Here is an 18051-nt window from a genome sequence, read left to right as displayed (position 1 = left end):
TTTAGCTTATCACGCCAAGCCCACTCGCCCCCGTATGCACGCACTCAGGCGATTAAACTGACAGCCGCATGAATTTTCTTCTTCACCCCTTAAGTTGGCAGGCCCCGCGCCGCCTGAACACCTTTTGCGTCTTAATGCTTGGCCTGACTTTGTCGCTGGCTTGGCTGGATGCGGCGCAAGCGCAAGCCCCGCAGAAATCCAAGAAAAAACCGGCCCATTCTTCCGCCTCGACACGCAAGCACCCCGGCAAAAAAACCGCTCCGGCACCGGGCACGTCCTTGAACCAAAACCCCGAAGTATCAATTTGGGCACAAGATGCCGCCCGGCGCCTGCAGCTCGATGCCGATTGGGTGCAAAAAACCATCGCGCAAACCCAGCGCTTGCCGGTGATCGAAAAATGGGTGCTGCCCCCCACCAGCCCCGTAGCCAAAGACTGGAGCGCTTACCGTGCACGCTTCATTGAGCCCGTGCGCATTCAGGCCGGCCTGCGCTTTTGGCAGAAACACCGGGACACGCTGGAAAAAGCCGAGCGCGAGTACGGCGTGCCCGCCGCCATCATCGTTGGCATCATCGGTGTCGAAACGCTGTATGGCCAAAACACCGGCAACTTCCGTGTGGTGGATGCTTTAGGCACCTTGGCCTTTCATTTTCCGCAGGCCCACCCCAGAGCCGCAGAACGCCAAGCCTTCTTTCGCAGCGAGTTAGAGCAATTTTTACTGCTGACCTCACGCAGCGGTGCAGACCCCTTGGCCATTTGGGGCAGCTACGCAGGCGCTTTGGGTTTGCCGCAATTCATGCCTTCAAGCTGGGTCAAATTTGCGGTTGACTTTGATGGCGATGGCCGCATCGACCTGTTTGGCAGCCCTGCCGATGCGATCGGCTCGGTGGCCAACTACTTCAAGGCCTTTCAGTGGCGCACCGGCATGCCCACCCACTACCCCGTGACCTTGAGCCCAGGCCAAACCGACATGGACAGTCTGTTGGCCCCGGACATCCTGCCCACCTTCAGCGTGGCCAGTTTTGTGGGCAAAGGCGCAGCACTGGAAGGTGCGGCACTCAGCCATGCTGGACCACTCGCACTGATTGAACTGCGCAACGGCAGCAACCCACCCAGTTATGTGGCCGGTACCGAAAATTTCTATGCGATCACCAGATACAACTGGAGTAGCTATTACGCGATGGCGGTGATCGAGCTGGCCGAGGCGGTGGCGCGGGAAGTGCAAAATAAGCGCTGATCAACTGAAGCTTCACAACTTGATGACGAAACCAAGCGGCATCATGCGCTTCCCATTGACAACGGCCACATTCCGCTGCGTGATGAAGCTGGGATGGATGGTCATGGCTTTGTCCGCACAAACAGGCTTTGGGGCCAGCCTGTTTGGCGACCATTCCTGCGCGTCTTGGCATAAGCTTGGTTATGCCGAAAAGCGTACGTGGACAAATGCCTTTCTGGCCCCGCTCAGTTTGACCCTCAAGGGTCTTCAAAAAAGCAAAGAAGATAAATACAACGACGACCCCAAGGCGCATGAAGCGGCCATCATCGGCATTGATGACTTTTGCTTGAATCACCCTGATTTGGGTGCAGCCGATGGTGCCGGTCGTTATCTGAAAAAGCTGATTGAGATGCCATCGAATTCATGACCAAGCTGCTCAAAAGCGTTTGGGGTTCTCAATAACCCAGCCTGATTTCCTGCGACTTAAAACTCACCTGCAACCGCCTTGGCTAAGGTTGCCAAGTCGCCAGGCAATCCCACAAATTGACTACACACCGATGAATCCACTGAACCCCAAAAAACTGCTGCTGACCAAATGGACTGCGTTAAAACCTGTGGCCAAGCAAAAGCACTTTTTGGTCAGCCGAGTCATTCAACCCGAGCAGCCTACGGACCCGATTGAATTGGTGGAAATTGAATCGGTTTTCTCCAAAGCCACGCAAGTCATTGCTTGGCGTGAGCTGCAAGACGACAGCGTGTGGAAGCAAGGTTGGGTGTGATCGATCAGACAGTTGGCCGGCATCCGCTAACTGGTCGTATCACACGACAGCTGCGAGGCCGATCAGAGTTTGGATTCAATGAAATCCAGTGTCAGCTTTTGCAGCTTCTGCCTTGTATCTGCCGATGCGCCGTGAGATCGGTAGAACGATCGCCCCGCTCCCAGCTGCTTAGAGGACGAAACGAAATCTGCAAACATCATTCCGTGACCTCCACCCTCAACCAACTCAAGTCGAATTTCCTGTCCCTTGGCTTTAATCGACTCATACCAAATTTGCGGCGATGGCATGGAATGGGTCGGATTTGACATGCGGCTACAGCGCTGGGTAAAGCCTGCAGGTGCCAGTTGATAGTTGTCGTTATAGCTACAAGGCATCGCTCTCAGATACATCAAATCGTCTTGTTGCACGCCGCCATAGTTGTCCGCCAAGCCGTAAATCAACAACAGTGGAACCTTGATGTCATCTGGAAACCCAATGCCAGCTGATGGCCCCCCTTCCGCAATGACACCACGGACATTGGCACCATCAACTGCTGCAGCCATATTGATAGCAACAGCAGCGCCATTCGATAAACCTTGAATGAAGATTTTGCCGGTGTCCACCTTGTCACTTTGGAGGGCCCAACGATAAGCACCCCAAGTGGCTTTGTAGATCATTCTCTGCCGACCACCATTGCTCATGTGGTAGAGCAGCAGGTCCGATCCAGGCGTGAGTCCGTTCATCTCAAACGCATCAAAAATCAGGGTGGCATATCCCTGCTGATTCATCAGTTTTGCAAAATCACGCTCATAGCCACCCAAACCACCACCGCCGTGGGCAATCAGAACGAGCGGTGGTTTGTCGCCTCGCTTTTTAGCAAAAAACGAAGGTGCATCCAGCCGAACAGATTGATGGCAAGGGTCAAAATTAGCCAACGGCCCAGTGACAGTTTTAACCGGACCGCGATCCACGACTTTTGTATTTTCTGGATTGAACGGACTGCAATCAGTTTGCGCCCAAGCTGTGCACCAAAGGGAAAATCCACACACCCATAACAACTTGAGGTATTTCATAAGTCTTTGAGGAATTGCTTTGATAAATATCCTAGCATTCCACAAAAAAAAAACTCAAACAATCTAGGCATTCGGGCAGTCACCTGTCAAAGCCAACACGCCCTTGTCTGCGGCGCTCCTACAGTGCTCAACCCATTTGGCTTTTTGCGCCTGCTTGCTGAATTTGAATGGTGTAAGAGTTGCAAGAGTTGCAAACCTACGACCTGAACTTGAGCGCCACTTTCAACGCATACAAAAAGAACAGCGCACCCAGCAAATCGCCCACAAACATGGGCCAGACATCCACCATGAAAAGGGCACCGTCTCTTTGGAATCCCCACCAAACTGCTTGGTGGAAAACGGCATTAAACAGCGCGTAAATCAGTGCATATTGAATCAACACAGCGCTGGTTAAAACCGTCAGACCTGCGTCAATCTTCCCGCGCCAGCGCATGAACAACAAAGCAAACCACGCCCCAAATCCTGATGCGAAGGCAGTCAGCAACAGGGCCATGCCACTGAGGTCTTTCATGTGCAGCAAGTCAATGACAACGGTCGCCGCAAAGATTCCCAAAGCGCCATGAAGTCCTGCCACCAACACAAACACCACTCGCAACCCTGCTGGCAAATAAAACCAATTGACACCTGGCACGTGCTCGGTGAACTGAAAAAGCCATCCCTGAAATTCGTAACCTAACCAATACAGAACCGCCGATAAAAATATCAAAACAGCTGCCTCAATTTGTCGCAACGCCATGTCATCTCCTGTGTTTTCACAGTGTGTGAAGACTTGATTGACATCAAGCTGACGCAACTGACTTTTTATGGGCTTCTGTGTGTGTTGGCGATCTGCTTTATGAAAACGCAGCGATCTCTTTGCCGGTCCCTCGCACCGACATCCGATTTTCGCGCGTCAAGCCCGGTGCGCCTTCATGGCCTTGCCCACTTCCAGCGCCCCTTGCTCTGAACCCGAACGCGGCACGGTCTCGCCTTGGCGGTCGGTGACCTGCGCCAGTACGGCAGCCAGGCGCTCCGGAATATCGGGGCCCACACCCAAGTGCACGCCCTGTGTCAGGGTGATGTGGGCCACTTCAAAGCTGCCCGCACCCGCGCACATGATGGTGCGGTTGGGCGCGTCTTCACTGGCCATGACCAGCATGGCGGGCACCACCGCGATGGGTTCCAGTGCCTTCAAAACGGCCTCAGGCATCAGGCCTTCGGTCATGCGGGTGGCGGCGGTGGGGGCCAGACAGTTGACGCGGATGTGGTGTTTTTCGCCTTCGATCGAGAGGGTTTGCATCAAGCCCGCCAGCGCCATCTTGGCCGCGCCGTAGTTGGCCTGGCCAAAGTTGCCATACAGCCCACTGGACGATGTGGTCATGACGATGCGGCCATAGTTTTGCGCCTGCATGATGGGCCAAACGGCCTGGGTGCAATGGAAAGCGCCCATGACGTGAACGTCCATGACCAGCTTGAAATCGGCCAGTGCCATCTTGCCAAAGCTCTTGTCGCGCAAGATGCCCGCGTTGTTCACCAAAATGTCCACCCGTCCCCAGGCGTCCATGGCTTGCTGCACCATGGCTTTGACAGCCTCAGCATCGGTGACCGATGCGCCGTTGGCCATGGCTTCGCCGCCCGCTGCACGGATCTCATCGACCACGGCCTGTGCTGCCGACACCGATCCGCCCACGCCATGCACATCGCCGCCCAAGTCATTGACCAGCACTTTGGCGCCCCGCGCGGCCAAGGCCAAGGCATGTTGTTTGCCCAAACCACCGCCTGCGCCCGTGACGATGGCAACGCGGCCTTTGAATTCGATGCTCATGTGTTTTCCTTGCTTGAATGCGTGTGAATGGGTGACAGGGCGTTTCGGCACCATCTGCTAATCTGGCTGCCGATTAAAAGCATGCCCTACTTTAAAACAGCCAGCTCTTTGGCTGTGTTGCACGATTGACACCTCGCAATGGAACTGAACACCGACATCATCACCACCCCGCCGCTGGACTCTGCTTCGGTGGTCTTGCTGCGCGACAGTGCGCAAGGCATGCAAGTGCTGCTGCTCAAGCGTCACCAAGCGTCCAATGTGCTGGGCGGGGCCTTTGTGTTTCCGGGCGGCAAGCTCGATCAGGCAGACCAAAGCCCCGCCTTGCTTGCCAAACTCAGCCAAGATGCCGCCACCTTGAAGCAACGACTGGCAGAGCCCGAACTGAGCACCGAACGGGCTGCGGGCCTGTTTGTGGCGGCCATTCGCGAGGCGTTTGAAGAATGCCGCATCTTGCTGGGCCAAGCCACAAAATGCCCCCTCGACCTGCAAGCACTGCAAAGCGCCTTGGCCAGCGGACAAAGCTGGTCTGAGGCGCTTCAAAACCTGTCGCTTCAGCTGTCGACCGACCATTTGGTGCCCTGGACCCGGTGGATCACGCCACGCCAGGCATCGGTGACCAGCAAACGCTTTGACACCCGTTTTTTCATCACCCGAGTGCCCGAAGGCCAAACCGCCGCGCACGACAACTTTGAGGCCACCGAAACCCTGTGGACCACCCCGCGCGAGGCCTTGATCCGCTATTGGGACCACCAAATTGAGTTGGCGCCTCCCCAAATCATGGGCTTGGTTCAGCTGGCCCGGCACACAGACACCCAGAGTGCGCTGACCGAAGCCCAGAGCCGCCGCCCCCCCGTGGTCGAGCCCGAGCCCTTTGACCAAGACGGTATCCGAACCATTTGCTACCCGGGCGACCCTCGTCACTCGGTGCAGCAGCCTGCGTTTCCTGGCCCGACCCGCTTGATGTTTAAAAACAAGCGCTTTGAGCCGGAATTGGGTTTGGCCGCTTTGCTTGATTAAAATCGGGGCAATTACAATTTGTAACCTTTACGGAGTCGCCCCTGCTTTTATGAGCCAACCATCTGCCCCGATTTACCTGTCCATTGCAAGGGCCATGGAGTTCATTGGTGATGCCGGTGGGGTGTTGTCGCTGCTCAAAACACTGCACCAGACCCTCGGCGAAGACCTGCCGCGCATTGAGGCGCTGCTGCAACAAGACGACATGCATGGCGTGAACCGCTTGCTGCACCAACTCAAGGGTTTCACACCCGTGTTTTGTGTGGACAGTCTGGTTGAGCTGGTGGTGAGCGTCGAACACCTGAGCAAGCACGGTGAATCGTCACAAGTCCGCGTGGCCTACAACCGCTTAGCCCCTCAGCTGGAAGCGCTGCGCACCGAAGTGGCCACTCACCTGACGCTTCATCCGACGGCCTGAGCGGCCAGCCACTGGTCAATCTTTTCGGGGTCGTGCAGCAAGCGCAGTTGGTCAAAGGCCTCTTGCGCCTCCGGATAAACCCGGCGCAAATAATTGAGCCACTGCTTGAGCCGACCTGCCCGGTGCCGGGGTGCCACCCGCAAGGCAATGCCCTGCCAGAACAGGCGCATCAAACCCAATATCTGAGTCCAGGCCACGGCGCTTTGCATGGCGCCGCCTTGGGTCAAGGCATCGTGTTGCGTGATGGCCAAAGCCAGACCAGGGTCGGCGACCATGCCCCGCCCAATCATCAACCGATCGCAGCCCGTCACTTCGCGGCAACGCAAAGCGTCTGCCAATGTCCAGATTTCGCCATTGGCCACCATGGGCAGGCGCACACGCTGCCTCAAATCAGCGATGCGGTCCCAGTAAGCGGGCGGCCTGTAACCATGGGCCTTGGTGCGGGCGTGCACCACCAAGTCGCTGGCTCCTGCGGCCTCGATGGCCAAAGCGCAGTCTTCGGCGCGGCTGTCGTCATTGAAGCCCAGGCGCATCTTGGCCGAGACAGGAATGTGTGCAGGCACCGCCCGCCGCACCGCCGCCACGATCTGGCCCACCAGCTCGGGTTCGTCGAGCAAGACAGCGCCACCACGGTGCTGGTTCACGGTTTTGGCGGGGCACCCAAAATTCAAATCAATCCCCGCAGGCTGCAGCTCGGCCAAAGCCGCCGCGTTGGCCGCCAAATAATCGGGGTCAGACCCCAATAATTGCACCCTGACGGGCACGCCTGCCACGGTGCAGCTGTTGTTGAGCAACTCAGGGGCCACCCGAATGAAGGCGCGGCGCGGCAACACGGTGTTGGTGACGCGGATGAATTCGGACACGCACAAATCAACCCCGCCCACGCGGGTGAGCACGTCGCGCAAGGTGTGGTCCAGCAAGCCCTCCATCGGGGCCAACAAGACACGCGCCCCCAAATGGCTCATGGGCATGCGCTCAAAACGTCAGGCCAATTTGCGCTTGAGGCGCACTTCTTCGACTTTCACGCCGCCCAAAGGCACGGTGCGAGCGGTGTTCATCTCGCGCTTGAAGCCCGCCAGGTCGTGGAAACGCAGCGTTTTTTCATGCAACAAGGGCAACCAGACCGTGACATCGGTGCAGCCTTCGTCTTCCAGACCTTCGCGGGCCGCGTCCCACAGCGCCAAGCCAATGCCTTGGCCCAAACGGTCGGGCGCTGCATAAATGGCCCAGATTTCGCCGGTGGTGTTTTTGGACTTGGGGTCGCGTGAACGGTCAAAGCCCACAAAACCAACGACCTCTTTGCCGTCTGTGGCCACCATGACTTGGGGTTCGCCGTATTCGACGGCTTCTTTCCAGAAGGAGACGCGTTTGGGCATGGGCGTGGCGTCCCAATGGGCATCGGGCACTTGGCCTGCGTAGGCAGCGCGGCAGGCGCTCGCATGCAATGCGGCCACAGCGGGGGCATCTTGGAGGGTGGCAAATCGGACTTGGATATCGGACATGGCTTGAATGGGAATGAAAAAAAAGACTCAAAAACAAGGGCTGGCCAGGCGGGTATGCCCAGCGCCAAACCCGGTATTGTCGCCGCTTCGGTTATCTTCAAGGCATGAGGATGACATTGAACTTATTGAAATTGCACAAAGCCTGGACTGTGGGTATCGCATTGCTCATCTGCGCTGCCGCCCAAGCCCAAAAACAGGCACTGCCTGGTTCCACGGCAACGGCAACCGCAACCGCTCCTGCAACCACTCCTGCAACCACTCCTGCAACCACTCCTGCACCGGCACCTTCGCCTGCAGCCACCGCCCGTTTTCAAGACAACATGGCCGAGCGCACCCGGGCCTGCACCGCCTGCCACGGCGAGCAAGGCCGGGCTGGGCCAGATGGTTATTACCCACGACTGGCTGGCAAACCCGCAGGCTATTTGCACAACCAGCTGCGCAACTTTTCACAAGGGCGACGCCATTACGAGCTGATGACCCGCCTGATCGACCCGTTGTCGGACGCCTACTTGGGCGAGATGGCGCACTATTTTTCATCTCTCGAATTGCCCTACCCGAAACCCAGCGCCAGCAATGCCATTTCGGCCGAACGTTTGGCCAAAGGCCAGCAACTGGTCACCCAGGGCGATGCGTCGCGGGGCTTGCCCGCTTGCACGCAATGCCACGGCGTGCGCTTGACGGGGGTGCAACCCAACGTACCCGGCTTGCTGGGCCTGCCACTGGATTACCTGAACGCACAACTGGGCGCTTGGCAAACCGGCCAGCGCAAGGCCCACGCGCCCGATTGCATGGCCGAAGTGGTCAAGCGCATCCCGGCCGATGAGCTGATTGCGGTGTCCAGCTGGCTGGCCCGCCAGGCTTTGCCCAACGACACGCACCCCGCGCCGCGCCCGCCCGAAGGCCCAGCCCTGCCTGCGGCCTTGCGCTGCGGCAGCGCCCCCGAGCTGTCACGCACAGCTGGAGGACAGCCATGAAAGCCCCACGCTTCACACGCACTGCCCACATCGGCGGGCTTCTCGCCTGCGCACTTTTGGCATTGACCGCCTATGTTGTGGTGGACAACTGGGGCGACGCTTGGACGACACCGGCGACCCCAGCCACGAGTCAAGCCCCCAACACCGCAAGCCACGCGCAGCCCCAGAGCGCGCAAATTGAACGCGGCCAATACTTGGCCCGCGCAGGCAACTGCGTGGCTTGCCACAGCGCACGCGGCTCTGCCCCCATGGCCGGGGGCCGACGCATCGATACGCCCTTTGGAGCCGTCTACAGCAGCAACCTGACGCCCGACACCCACACCGGCATTGGCCGCTGGAGCCCCGAGGATTTTTGGCGTGCACTGCACCACGGCCGATCCCAAGATGGCCGCCTCTTGACCCCCGCCTTTCCCTACAACCACACCAGCGTGATCACCCGCGCTGACAGTGACGACCTGTTGGCCTGGCTGCAAAGCCTGGCACCCGTGAACCAGCCCACCCCAGCCCACACCCTCATGTGGCCTTTGGGCACACAGCCTGCCTTGGCGATTTGGCGCAGCCTGTTTTTCAGCCCCACGCCGTTCAAACCCGACCCAGCACAAACGGCCGATTGGAACCGGGGCGCTTACCTGGTGCAAGGCCTAGGCCATTGCGCCGCTTGCCACAGCCCACGCAACGCTTTGGGGGCCAGCGGCGCTGTCGATGATTTGTCTGGTGGGCTGATGCCCGTGGTCAACTGGTATGCACCCGACCTGACCAGCGACCACGAAACCGGGCTGGCCACAAGCGCTTTGTCCAGCATCGTGCAACTGCTGCGCACGGGTGAGTCAGCGCAAGCCCAGACCAGCGGCCCGATGGCCGAAGTGGTGCAACACGGCACCCAATACATGAGCGAAGCCGATTTGCTGGCCATGGCCGTGTATCTGAAGTCTCGCGCACAAAAAGCGGCTGCCACAGCTGCCCCCCCGAAACCACCCTTACAAGCCAAAGTGAGCCTGGCTGTGGCTGCAAAAGGCCTGCAAATCTATGACCGGCATTGCGCGCAATGCCACGGAGAACAAGGCCAAGGCATTGCCACGGCAGCAGGTGCAACGGCCTACCCGGCGCTGGCAGGCAACCGCGCCGTGCTGCTCAGCGACCCAACCAATTTGGTGCAAATGGTCTTGTATGGCGGCTATGGCCCGGCCACCGCCTTGCACCCACGCCCCTTTGGCATGCCGCCAGCGGTGCTCGAACTGGACGACCGTGACATCGCCGCGGTGCTCACCCACCTGCGCACCCAATGGGGCAACCAAGCCAGCGACGTCACGCCCTTGCAAGTCAACCGCATCCGCGCCGCACAAGGCCACTGAGCGGTCATGACGAGCTGTCATGTGCGGCACCCCTCGGACAGGTTCAGGCCGATACCATTTCGGGCATGACACAACACCTCTACATCCTGACGGGGGCCTCGCGGGGCATGGGCTTGGCCATGGCGCAGCAACTGCTCACCCCCGGCAACAGCCTGCTGTGCATCTCGCGCCACACCCACGATGGACTGGCCACCACTGCCCAGCAACAGCATGTTGCCCTGACCCAATGGACGCATGACCTGTGCGATGGGCAAGGTGCGAGCCAGCGGCTACGCGACTGGCTTCAGGACTTGGACACGTCGGCTTATGCCGGCGTCACCCTGATCAACAACGCGGGCGTCATCCCACGCATTGGCCCCCTGAGCCAAGCCGATGCCGCCGACTTGGCACAAGCCCTGCGCGTGGGCCTGGAAGCGCCCATGCAGCTGTGCGCCGCTTTTTTGGGGGCCACCGAACACTGGGGCATTCCACGCAAGGTGCTCAATATTTCTTCGGGCTTGGGGCGCAATGCCATGGCTTCGCAAGCGGGCTACTGCGCGGCCAAGGCGGGCATGGACCATTTCACCCGCTGCATGGCTTTGGACGAAGCACTCAAACCCCATGGCGCCAAAGTCTGCGCTTTGGCCCCCGGCGTCATCGACACCGACATGCAGGTGCAGCTGCGTGCAGCCCCTGCCGCCGCCTTTCCTGACCAAGCCCGTTTTGCCCAACTTCAGCAACAAGGCCTGCTCAGCTCGGCCCCCCAAGCGGCCAGCCAAGTGCTGGCCTATCTGGCCAGGCCCGACTTTGGCGAGCAAGCGGTCGCCGACGTGCGGGGCTGATTCCACCCCATTTTTCGGGCGAATGCTGTCAGGTCAATGTAGTGATTGACCTTGACACTGTGTGGGTTATCTAATTCCTATTTTTAAATTCTGGAGACATCCCATGAGCCGTGAAGTTGTTGTTGTCAGCGGTGTGCGCACCGCCATTGGTACCTATGGCGGCAGCCTGAAGGACATTGCCCCCACCGAGCTGGCCGCGCAAGTGGTGCGCGAAGCCCTGTCCCGCGCAGGCACCGAAGGCAAGGATGTCGGCCATGTGGTGTTCGGCCATGTGGTCAACACCGAACCCAAAGACATGTATTTGTCGCGTGTTGCAGCCATCAACGGTGGCTGCGCCGAAGGCACCCCTGCCTTCAACGTCAACCGCCTGTGCGGCTCGGGCTTGCAGGCCATCATTTCGGCCAGCCAGTCCATTCTGCTGGGCGATGCCGACATTGCGATTGGCGGCGGTGCCGAAAACATGAGCCGTGGACCCTACGCCAGCCTGAGCGCCCGTTGGGGTGCCCGCATGGGTGACACCAAAATGGTCGACATGGTGGTCGGCGCGCTGCACGACCCCTTCCACACCATCCACATGGGCGTGACCGCCGAGAACGTGGCGGCCCAATACGGCATCACCCGCGAGATGCAAGACGCACTGGCCGTTGAAAGCCACAACCGCGCCGAACGCGCCACGCTGGCCGGTTACTTCAAAGATCAGATCATGCCGGTCATGCTGAAAAGCAAAAAAGGCGAAGTGGCCTACGCCACAGACGAACATTTCCGCCCCGGCTGCAAGCTCGAAGACATGGCCAAGCTCAAGCCTGTGTTCGTCAAAGAAAACGGCACCGTGACGGCTGGCAACGCCTCGGGCATCAACGACGCGGCTGCGGCTGTGGTGCTGATGGAAGCCGGTGCCGCCAAAGCCCGTGGTGCCAAGCCAATGGCCCGCTTGGTGGGCTATGCCCACACGGGTCTGGACCCCAAGATCATGGGCGTGGGGCCGATCTCGGCCACACAAGCGGTGCTCAAGAAAACCGGTCTGAGCGTGAACGATCTGGACGTGATCGAAGCCAACGAAGCCTTTGCCGCGCAGGCCTGCGCCGTGACCCGCGAACTGGGTCTGGACCCAGCCAAGGTCAACCCCAACGGCTCGGGCATCTCGCTGGGCCACCCCATTGGCGCGACCGGTGCACTCATCACCGTCAAAGCGCTGTACGAACTGCAACGCGTGAATGGCCGCTATGCGCTGGTGACCATGTGCATCGGCGGTGGCCAAGGCATTGCAGCGATTTTCGAGCGCATGTGATCCTGCTTTGTGGCCCCCGGCATGACGGGCTCTCCTGTTTGTCACCCCCGGCCTGACCGGGGGTCCATGCCTTTGGCGTCCATGGATACCCGCATTCGCGGGCATGACGGGCTCCTCTGTTTGTCACCCCCGGCTTGACCGGGGGTCCATGCCTTTGGCGGCCATGGATACCCGCATTCGCGGGCATGACAGATTCCCCTGTTTGTCACCCGCCGGCATGACAGATTCCTCAGTTTGTCACCCCCGGCCTGACGGGCTCTCCTGTTTGTCACCCCCGGCTTGACCGGGGGGCCATGCCTTTGGCGGCCATGGATACCCGCATTCGCGGGCATGACAAATCAGAGACGGTCTGGCTAAACAGTGGAAAATTTCGCGTGCGATCTCACAATGCGGTGCCCGCTGCCGGGACCGCGGCCATGACCACTGCCTTCACCGCCGCAGTCACCACCACCTCAATCCGATAGGCCGGGTCGGCCAGCGCGGCTTGCACGGTGGCCCGAGGCGGTGCGCAGCCGGCCACCACCCAAGCATCCCACACCTCGTTCATGGCCGCGATGTCGGTGATGTCTTTCAGGTAGATCTGGGTGCGCAGGATGCGCGTCTTGTCGCTGCCCGCCTCGGTCAAGCGTTGCTCGATTTGGCGCAGCACATCGGCGGTCTGGCTGCGGATGTCGATGGCTTCGCATTCAGGCACCATGCCCGCCAAATAGACCACCCCATTAAAGATGGCCGCCTCGCTGTAGCGGGCTGCCACATGCAGTCTTTGCAGGTCTTGGCTCATGCTTTTTTCTGTCCCAGTTTGGATTCGGTACCTGCCAACAGGCGATTGATGTTTTCACGGTGACGCCAGACCAGCAGCAAAGACATCACCGCCAGGCTGAACACCTCCGCCGCATTCACATCCCAGGCCACGCCGTCGCCAAACACATAAAACACTGGCGCAAACACCGCAGCCACCATCGACGCCAGCGACACATAGCGACTGAAATACACCACGATGGCAAACGTGAGCACGGTCGTCAGCGCCAGCAAGCCATTGACGCCCACCAGCACACCCACCGCCGTGGCCACGCCTTTGCCGCCCACAAAGCCAAAGAACACCGGGTACAAGTGCCCCAGAAATGCGGCCAAGCCCGCCAGCGCGGCCACGCCTGGTCCCAAACCGTGTGGCGGGCCAAAGGCCAGCACCAGCGCCACCGGCAGCCAGCCCTTTACCGCGTCAAGCAGCAAGGTCAGGATGGCGGCTTTTTTGCTGCCCGAGCGCAGCACATTGGTGGCACCGGGGTTTTTACTGCCGTAGCTGCGCGGGTCGTTCAACCCCATCAAGCGGCTCACAATGACGGCAAAGCTGAGCGAGCCCACCAAATAACTGGCCAACACCACGGCCACCGGAATCAACACATCCATCGAAAGCTCCCTTGTTCTTATACGGGCGTCATTCTGCCAGTGCGCATTGGACGGGCTGCGCGCCCAACAACTGCACGCACACTTGGGGGTCGATGCCCACCAGGTAACCGCGCCGCCCACCGTTGATGCAGATGCGAGGCAAAGCCAAAATGGTTTGCTCGATGAAGACCGGCATTTGCCGACGCGTGGCAAACGGCGAGGTACCGCCCACCAGATAACCGCTGTGCCGGTTGGCCACTTCGGGCGCACAGGGCTCAATGGCCTTGAGGCCCACTTGCCGCGCGAGGTTTTTGGTCGATACCTTGCGGTTGCCATGCATCAGCACCACCAGCGGTTTAGCATCCTGGTCTTGCATGATCAGGGTCTTGACCACGGCAAACGGGTCCATGCCCAAGACCTGTGCGCTGTGCTGGGCACCACCGTGTTCCAAGTATTCGTAGGGGTGTTCGGTGAAGCTAACCCCGTGCTGGCGCAAGAGCGCCGTGGCCGGGGTTTCACTGACTTTGTCTTTTTTGGCCATGGGCCAGGATCACAAAGCCGGGTCGCGCATGTCCCACCGGATCGCATCAATGGCCTTGAGCACTTCAGGCGACAACTCGGTCGACCAGGCGGCCAAGTCTTCGTTCAATTGTGCGAGCGATGTCACGCCAATGATGGTGCTGGCCACGCTCCAGCGGTGGTAGCAAAACGCCAAGGCCATTTGGGTCGGTGTCATGCCATTGTCGCGGGCCAACTGGTTGTAGCGGCGTGCAGCCACCAGCGCTTCGGGGCGGCCCCAACGCTGTTTGCGCATCGAGTCGTAGCGGGCAATGCGGCCACCTTCGGGCAGCAGTGGGCCAGTCAAATCGATGTGGTCGTATTTGCCCGTCAGCAGGCCAAAGCCCAGCGGTGAATAAGCCAGCATCGACACGTTCAGGCGGTGGCAAGTTTCATCCAGCGCGTTGTCATAGGTGCGGTTGACCAGGCAGTAAGGGTTTTGCACCGTGGCCACACGGGGCAGGCCATGTTGCTCGGCCAGGCGCACGAATTCGTGAACGCCGTAAGGTGTTTCGTTCGACAGGCCCACATAACGCACCTTGCCGGCTTTGACCAATTTGGACAAGGCTTCGAGTTGCTCGTGAATCGAGGTGAGCGGCTTGTCTTTGCTCGGGTCGAAATACGCCATGCCAAACGCAGGCACATGGCGCTCGGGCCAATGAATTTGGTACAGATCGATCACCTCGGTTTGCAGGCGACGCAAGCTGGCATCACACGAATTCAAAATATCCTGCCCGCTCATGCCCGAGCCCTCACGAATCCAGGGCATGCCGCGCGAAGGGCCGGCCACCTTGGTGGCCAGCACCAACTTCTGGCGGGCACCGGGGTTTTTGGCAAACCAGTTGCCGATGTAGGTTTCGGTGAAGCCACAGGTGGCTGCGGTGGCGGGCACGGCATACATCTCAGCCGTGTCAATGAAGTTGATGCCCGCTTCGAGCGATCGGTCCAAGATGGCATGCGAATCGGCCTCGTTGACTTGTTCGCCAAAAGTCATGGTGCCCAGGCAAATGGGCGTGACATGCAAGTCGGATTGGCCGAGTTGAACGAGTTTCATGGTGTTTCCTGTGTTGAATTCAAGTCGTCCTGATTTCCCTGAGCAGGGGAAAACGGTGTTGGGTTGATTTTGTCACGCCTCAACGTGCTTGGGCCTGCACCGCTGTCGCGCGTGCTTCTTCCTGCAGACGCAACACCCGCCGCTGCACTTTGCCTGTGGTGGTCATGGGCAGTTGCGCGATGAACTCGATCTCTTTGGGGTATTCGTAGGGGGCCAGCAAGCCCTTCACATGGGCTTGCAGTTCACGTCTGAGCTGTTCTTCAAACGCGGCTCGCCCTGCGCCTACGGGCCTGCGGCTTTGCCAGTCGGGCGACATGACCACATAGGCCTTGACCAACGCACCCCGGTCTTTGTCGGGCTTAGGCACCACAGCGGCGTTGGCCACCGCCGCGTGTTTGACCAAGCAGTTTTCGATCTCGCCTGGGCCAATGCGGTAGCCCGCGGCCTTGAACATGTCGTCGGTGCGCCCTTGGTACCACAGGTAACCGTCCTCGTCGGCCACCGCCATGTCGCCGGTGCGGCACCAATCACCGGTGTATTTGGCTTGGGTGGCTTGCTCGTTGTTCCAGTAGCCCAAAAAGAACACCGGGTCCGGCTGGCCGTGCACATCACAACGATGGACCGCCACCTCACCGGGCGTGCCCGCAGGACACACGCGGCCCGCATCGTCGATCACCGCCACCCGGTGGCCGGGATAGCCCTTGCCCATGCTGCCTGGTTTGGCGGGCCACAAACGGGTGCAGTTGCCCACCACATAATTGATTTCGGTCTGGCCAAACATCTCGTTCACGGTGACGCCCAGCTGCTTTTGGCAATAGTCGAACACCGCATCGCCCACCGCTTCGCCCGCGCTCATCATGGCTTGCAGCTGCAGTTTGTAATGGGGTTTCACATCGGGCACGGCTTTCATCATGGCCTTGAGCGCCGTGGGGAACAAAAAGCTGTGCGTGACCGCATGGCTTTGCAAAATCTCGAAAGCCGCCTCTGGCGAAAAGCGCCCATTGAAGGCCACGATGGGTCGTCCGAAATACAAGCTGGGCAGCAAGGCGTCCATCAAGCCCCCTGTCCAGGCCCAATCGGCGGGCGACCAAAACACCGCTTGGGACGCTTGGGTGGCGTCAAAAGGGTCAAAGCCAAACCAGTTCTGGCTGCACACAAATCCGGTGAGGTTCCCGATCAGCGCCCGATGCGGAATGAGCGCGCCTTTGGGGTTGCCGGTGGTGCCGCTGGTGTAGATCAGCACCGCAGGGTCTTCGGCCAAGGTGCGCACGGGTTTGAAAGTGCTTGGGCTGGCGGCCATGGCGCGGTGGCCATCCAGGTCGGCCAAGGCACCCGCCTCCCCCAAGCCGATCAGGGTTTGCAAGCCAGGGCAATCGGGGCGGGCTTGCAGCAAGGCGTCAAGGGTCGATTCGTCACACACCGCCACTCGGGCTTGGCTGTCGTTGATGCGAAAAGACAGCGCCTCAGGCCCGAACAGCATGGACAGTGGAATGGCCACTGCCCCCATTTGCAGCACCGCCATGTAGGCCACAGCGGTCTCAAAGCGCTGGGGCATCACGATGGCCACCCGGTCGCCGCGCCGCACGCCTTGCGCACGCAAGACCTGACTCAGGCGATTGGCGTCTTGCTGCAACTGCCCAAAAGTCCAGCTGCGGCCCAAGCCTTGCCCTGCCACATGCTCACGCACCGCTTGGCGTTGGGCCGTCGCAGCCTGCGCGGCCCACTGCGTGCAGCAAGCTTGGGCCATGTTGAAGTGCTTGGGCACCTTCCAGCCAAAGCCTTGGTGAATGACTTGGTAAGGGTCAGTGACAGCTCGAGGGTTGGCTTGGGGGGTGGCTTGACTTTGGCGGTCCTGCTTGCGACTGACGCTCATGTTGGGTCTCCTTATGATCGAAAGTATGTACCAAGTTCAACGCGAATCTCAAAGCCTGTGGGTGCCACTGCGCGGCTGCCGTTACCACGTCCGTCAATGGGGCACACCCACGCCGGGTGCCACCCCCTTGGTTCTGGCGCACGGCTGGATGGACGTGGCCGCGTCCTGGCAATTTATGGTGGATGCGTTCAGCCAAGCCTTTGCTCAACAACGCCCCATCATCGCCATGGACTGGCGAGGCTACGGCCTGACCGAGGCCCCGCCCACCGACAGTTATTGGTTTCCCGATTACTTGGCCGATCTGGACGCCTTGCTGGACCAGCTGTACCCGGGGCAAGCGATTGACTTGGTCGGCCACAGCATGGGCGGCAACGTGGTGATGATGTACGCAGGCACACGGCCTGAGCGCATTCGCCGGCTGGTCAACGTCGAAGGTTTTGGCATGCCCGCCACCCGGCCCGCCCAAGCCCCGACCCGCATGGGCCAATGGCTCGATGAGCTCAAAGCGCAGCGCGAGGGGGCGAACGCCTTGAAACCCTATGCCGATGCCGCGGGTGTGGCGGCGCGCTTGATGAAGACCAACCACCGCCTGAGCGCAGACAAAGCCCAATGGCTGGCCCAGCATTGGGCGCGAGCGGGCAGCGATGGGCTGTGGCGCATTCTGGGCGATGCGGCGCACAAGGTGATCAACCCGTATTTGTTCCACGTCGAAGAAGCGCTGGAGATGTACCGCCGCATCACTGCACCGGTGCTGGCGGTAGAGGCCTCAGACGACTCGCTGGGCCAATGGTGGAAGGGCCGCTACACATTGGCCGAATTCCATGAGCGTTTAAAAGCCGTGCCGGTGCTGGAAAAAGCCGTCATCCCCGACGCGGGCCACATGCTGCACCATGATCAGCCACAAACACTGGCAGCACTGCTGCAAAAGTTCTTGGCCTGACAAGCCCTAGAATCAAACCGTT

20 protein-coding genes are annotated in these 18051 nt (G+C 59.9%); 10 read left to right on the top strand and 10 right to left on the bottom strand.

The window, feature by feature from the left end:
• Nucleotides 1-134: 134 nt before the first annotated feature.
• From mltB to BN3544_RS09210, 3 genes are all read left to right on the top strand, one after another.
• Nucleotides 135-1235: a lytic murein transglycosylase B gene (gene mltB, locus BN3544_RS09220; RefSeq protein WP_019430348.1), complete on the top strand. Its 1101-nt coding sequence runs from the start codon at nucleotides 135-137 to the stop codon at nucleotides 1233-1235.
• Between the two features lie 22 nt (nucleotides 1236-1257).
• Nucleotides 1258-1641: a hypothetical protein gene (locus BN3544_RS09215; RefSeq protein ID WP_156417352.1), complete on the top strand. Its 384-nt coding sequence runs from the start codon at nucleotides 1258-1260 to the stop codon at nucleotides 1639-1641.
• A gap of 130 nt (nucleotides 1642-1771) precedes the next feature.
• Complete coding sequence (locus tag BN3544_RS09210) at nucleotides 1772-1993, top strand: TIGR02450 family Trp-rich protein (protein ID WP_019430351.1); 222 nt, start codon at nucleotides 1772-1774, stop codon at nucleotides 1991-1993.
• A gap of 62 nt (nucleotides 1994-2055) precedes the next feature.
• Here the strand turns inward: BN3544_RS09210 and BN3544_RS09205 are convergent, their stop codons facing one another.
• The 3 genes from BN3544_RS09205 to BN3544_RS09195 all read right to left on the bottom strand — a co-directional run bounded on the left by BN3544_RS09205 (nucleotide 2056) and on the right by BN3544_RS09195 (nucleotide 4849).
• Nucleotides 2056-3045: a dienelactone hydrolase family protein gene (locus BN3544_RS09205; protein WP_155820512.1), complete on the bottom strand. Its 990-nt coding sequence runs from the start codon at nucleotides 3043-3045 to the stop codon at nucleotides 2056-2058.
• A 196-nt stretch (nucleotides 3046-3241) separates the two neighbouring features.
• Complete coding sequence (locus tag BN3544_RS09200; protein WP_155820514.1) at nucleotides 3242-3838, bottom strand: hypothetical protein; 597 nt, start codon at nucleotides 3836-3838, stop codon at nucleotides 3242-3244.
• A gap of 99 nt (nucleotides 3839-3937) precedes the next feature.
• Nucleotides 3938-4849, bottom strand: coding sequence for an SDR family NAD(P)-dependent oxidoreductase (locus BN3544_RS09195; protein ID WP_026036722.1), 912 nt, complete (start codon nucleotides 4847-4849; stop codon nucleotides 3938-3940).
• 138 nt (nucleotides 4850-4987) lie between these two features.
• On the opposite strand from BN3544_RS09195, the gene BN3544_RS09190 reads away from it, so the two are divergent.
• Nucleotides 4988-5866 carry an NUDIX hydrolase gene (locus BN3544_RS09190; protein ID WP_019430355.1) on the top strand — a complete coding sequence of 293 codons (879 nt, stop codon included), beginning with the start codon at nucleotides 4988-4990 and terminating at the stop codon, nucleotides 5864-5866.
• A 49-nt stretch (nucleotides 5867-5915) separates the two neighbouring features.
• On the top strand, nucleotides 5916-6281 hold the full coding sequence (locus BN3544_RS09185) for an Hpt domain-containing protein (RefSeq protein ID WP_036075233.1): 366 nt from the start codon (nucleotides 5916-5918) through the stop codon (nucleotides 6279-6281).
• Here the strand turns inward: BN3544_RS09185 and BN3544_RS09180 are convergent.
• Together BN3544_RS09180 and BN3544_RS09175 are read right to left on the bottom strand one after the other, a co-directional pair.
• Nucleotides 6266-7252 carry a tRNA dihydrouridine synthase gene (locus tag BN3544_RS09180; protein WP_019430357.1) on the bottom strand — a complete coding sequence of 329 codons (987 nt, stop codon included), beginning with the start codon at nucleotides 7250-7252 and terminating at the stop codon, nucleotides 6266-6268. The genes BN3544_RS09185 and BN3544_RS09180 overlap by 16 nt on opposite strands.
• Before the next feature lie 12 nt (nucleotides 7253-7264).
• Complete coding sequence (locus tag BN3544_RS09175; protein WP_019430358.1) at nucleotides 7265-7783, bottom strand: GNAT family N-acetyltransferase; 519 nt, start codon at nucleotides 7781-7783, stop codon at nucleotides 7265-7267.
• A 110-nt stretch (nucleotides 7784-7893) separates the two neighbouring features.
• Here BN3544_RS09175 and BN3544_RS09170 point away from each other — a divergent pair, with 110 nt between their 5' ends.
• The 4 genes from BN3544_RS09170 to bktB all read left to right on the top strand — a co-directional run bounded on the left by BN3544_RS09170 (nucleotide 7894) and on the right by bktB (nucleotide 12218).
• Complete coding sequence (locus BN3544_RS09170; protein WP_019430359.1) at nucleotides 7894-8757, top strand: c-type cytochrome; 864 nt, start codon at nucleotides 7894-7896, stop codon at nucleotides 8755-8757.
• Nucleotides 8754-10109, top strand: coding sequence for a cytochrome c (locus BN3544_RS09165; RefSeq protein ID WP_019430360.1), 1356 nt, complete (start codon nucleotides 8754-8756; stop codon nucleotides 10107-10109). Before BN3544_RS09170 ends, BN3544_RS09165 begins: the two co-directional genes overlap by 4 nt.
• A 65-nt stretch (nucleotides 10110-10174) precedes the next feature.
• On the top strand, nucleotides 10175-10930 hold the full coding sequence (locus BN3544_RS09160) for an SDR family NAD(P)-dependent oxidoreductase (protein ID WP_019430361.1): 756 nt from the start codon (nucleotides 10175-10177) through the stop codon (nucleotides 10928-10930).
• Nucleotides 10931-11033: 103 nt separating this feature from the next.
• Complete coding sequence (gene bktB / locus BN3544_RS09155; protein WP_019430362.1) at nucleotides 11034-12218, top strand: beta-ketothiolase BktB; 1185 nt, start codon at nucleotides 11034-11036, stop codon at nucleotides 12216-12218.
• A 382-nt stretch (nucleotides 12219-12600) separates the two neighbouring features.
• On the opposite strand, the gene BN3544_RS09150 is transcribed toward bktB, so the two are convergent.
• From BN3544_RS09150 to BN3544_RS09130, 5 genes are all read right to left on the bottom strand, one after another.
• Nucleotides 12601-12999, bottom strand: a complete 399-nt coding sequence (locus BN3544_RS09150) for a RidA family protein (RefSeq protein ID WP_019430363.1) — start codon at nucleotides 12997-12999, stop codon at nucleotides 12601-12603.
• Nucleotides 12996-13625 (bottom strand): glycerol-3-phosphate 1-O-acyltransferase PlsY, encoded by a 630-nt coding sequence (gene plsY / locus BN3544_RS09145; protein ID WP_019430364.1) that lies wholly within the window; start codon nucleotides 13623-13625, stop codon nucleotides 12996-12998. Before plsY ends, BN3544_RS09150 begins: the two co-directional genes overlap by 4 nt.
• A 28-nt stretch (nucleotides 13626-13653) precedes the next feature.
• Complete coding sequence (locus BN3544_RS09140) at nucleotides 13654-14145, bottom strand: aminoacyl-tRNA deacylase (protein ID WP_019430365.1); 492 nt, start codon at nucleotides 14143-14145, stop codon at nucleotides 13654-13656.
• A gap of 9 nt (nucleotides 14146-14154) precedes the next feature.
• Nucleotides 14155-15216, bottom strand: coding sequence for an aldo/keto reductase (locus tag BN3544_RS09135; RefSeq protein WP_019430366.1), 1062 nt, complete (start codon nucleotides 15214-15216; stop codon nucleotides 14155-14157).
• A gap of 79 nt (nucleotides 15217-15295) precedes the next feature.
• Nucleotides 15296-17089 carry an acyl-CoA synthetase gene (locus BN3544_RS09130; RefSeq protein ID WP_019430367.1) on the bottom strand — a complete coding sequence of 598 codons (1794 nt, stop codon included), beginning with the start codon at nucleotides 17087-17089 and terminating at the stop codon, nucleotides 15296-15298.
• Here BN3544_RS09130 and BN3544_RS09125 point away from each other — a divergent pair.
• A complete protein-coding gene (locus BN3544_RS09125; protein WP_019430368.1) occupies nucleotides 17088-18029 on the top strand; it encodes an alpha/beta fold hydrolase in 942 nt (313 codons plus the stop codon). The genes BN3544_RS09130 and BN3544_RS09125 overlap by 2 nt on opposite strands.
• The last annotated feature ends 22 nt before the right edge of the window (nucleotides 18030-18051 follow it).

The sequence above is a fragment of the Limnohabitans sp. Rim47 genome (assembly GCF_001517545.1).
Lineage (GTDB): Bacteria > Pseudomonadota > Gammaproteobacteria > Burkholderiales > Burkholderiaceae_C > Limnohabitans_A.
Note: the sequence above shows the minus strand (reverse complement) of the source record. Positions and strands in the feature narration are given on the sequence as shown.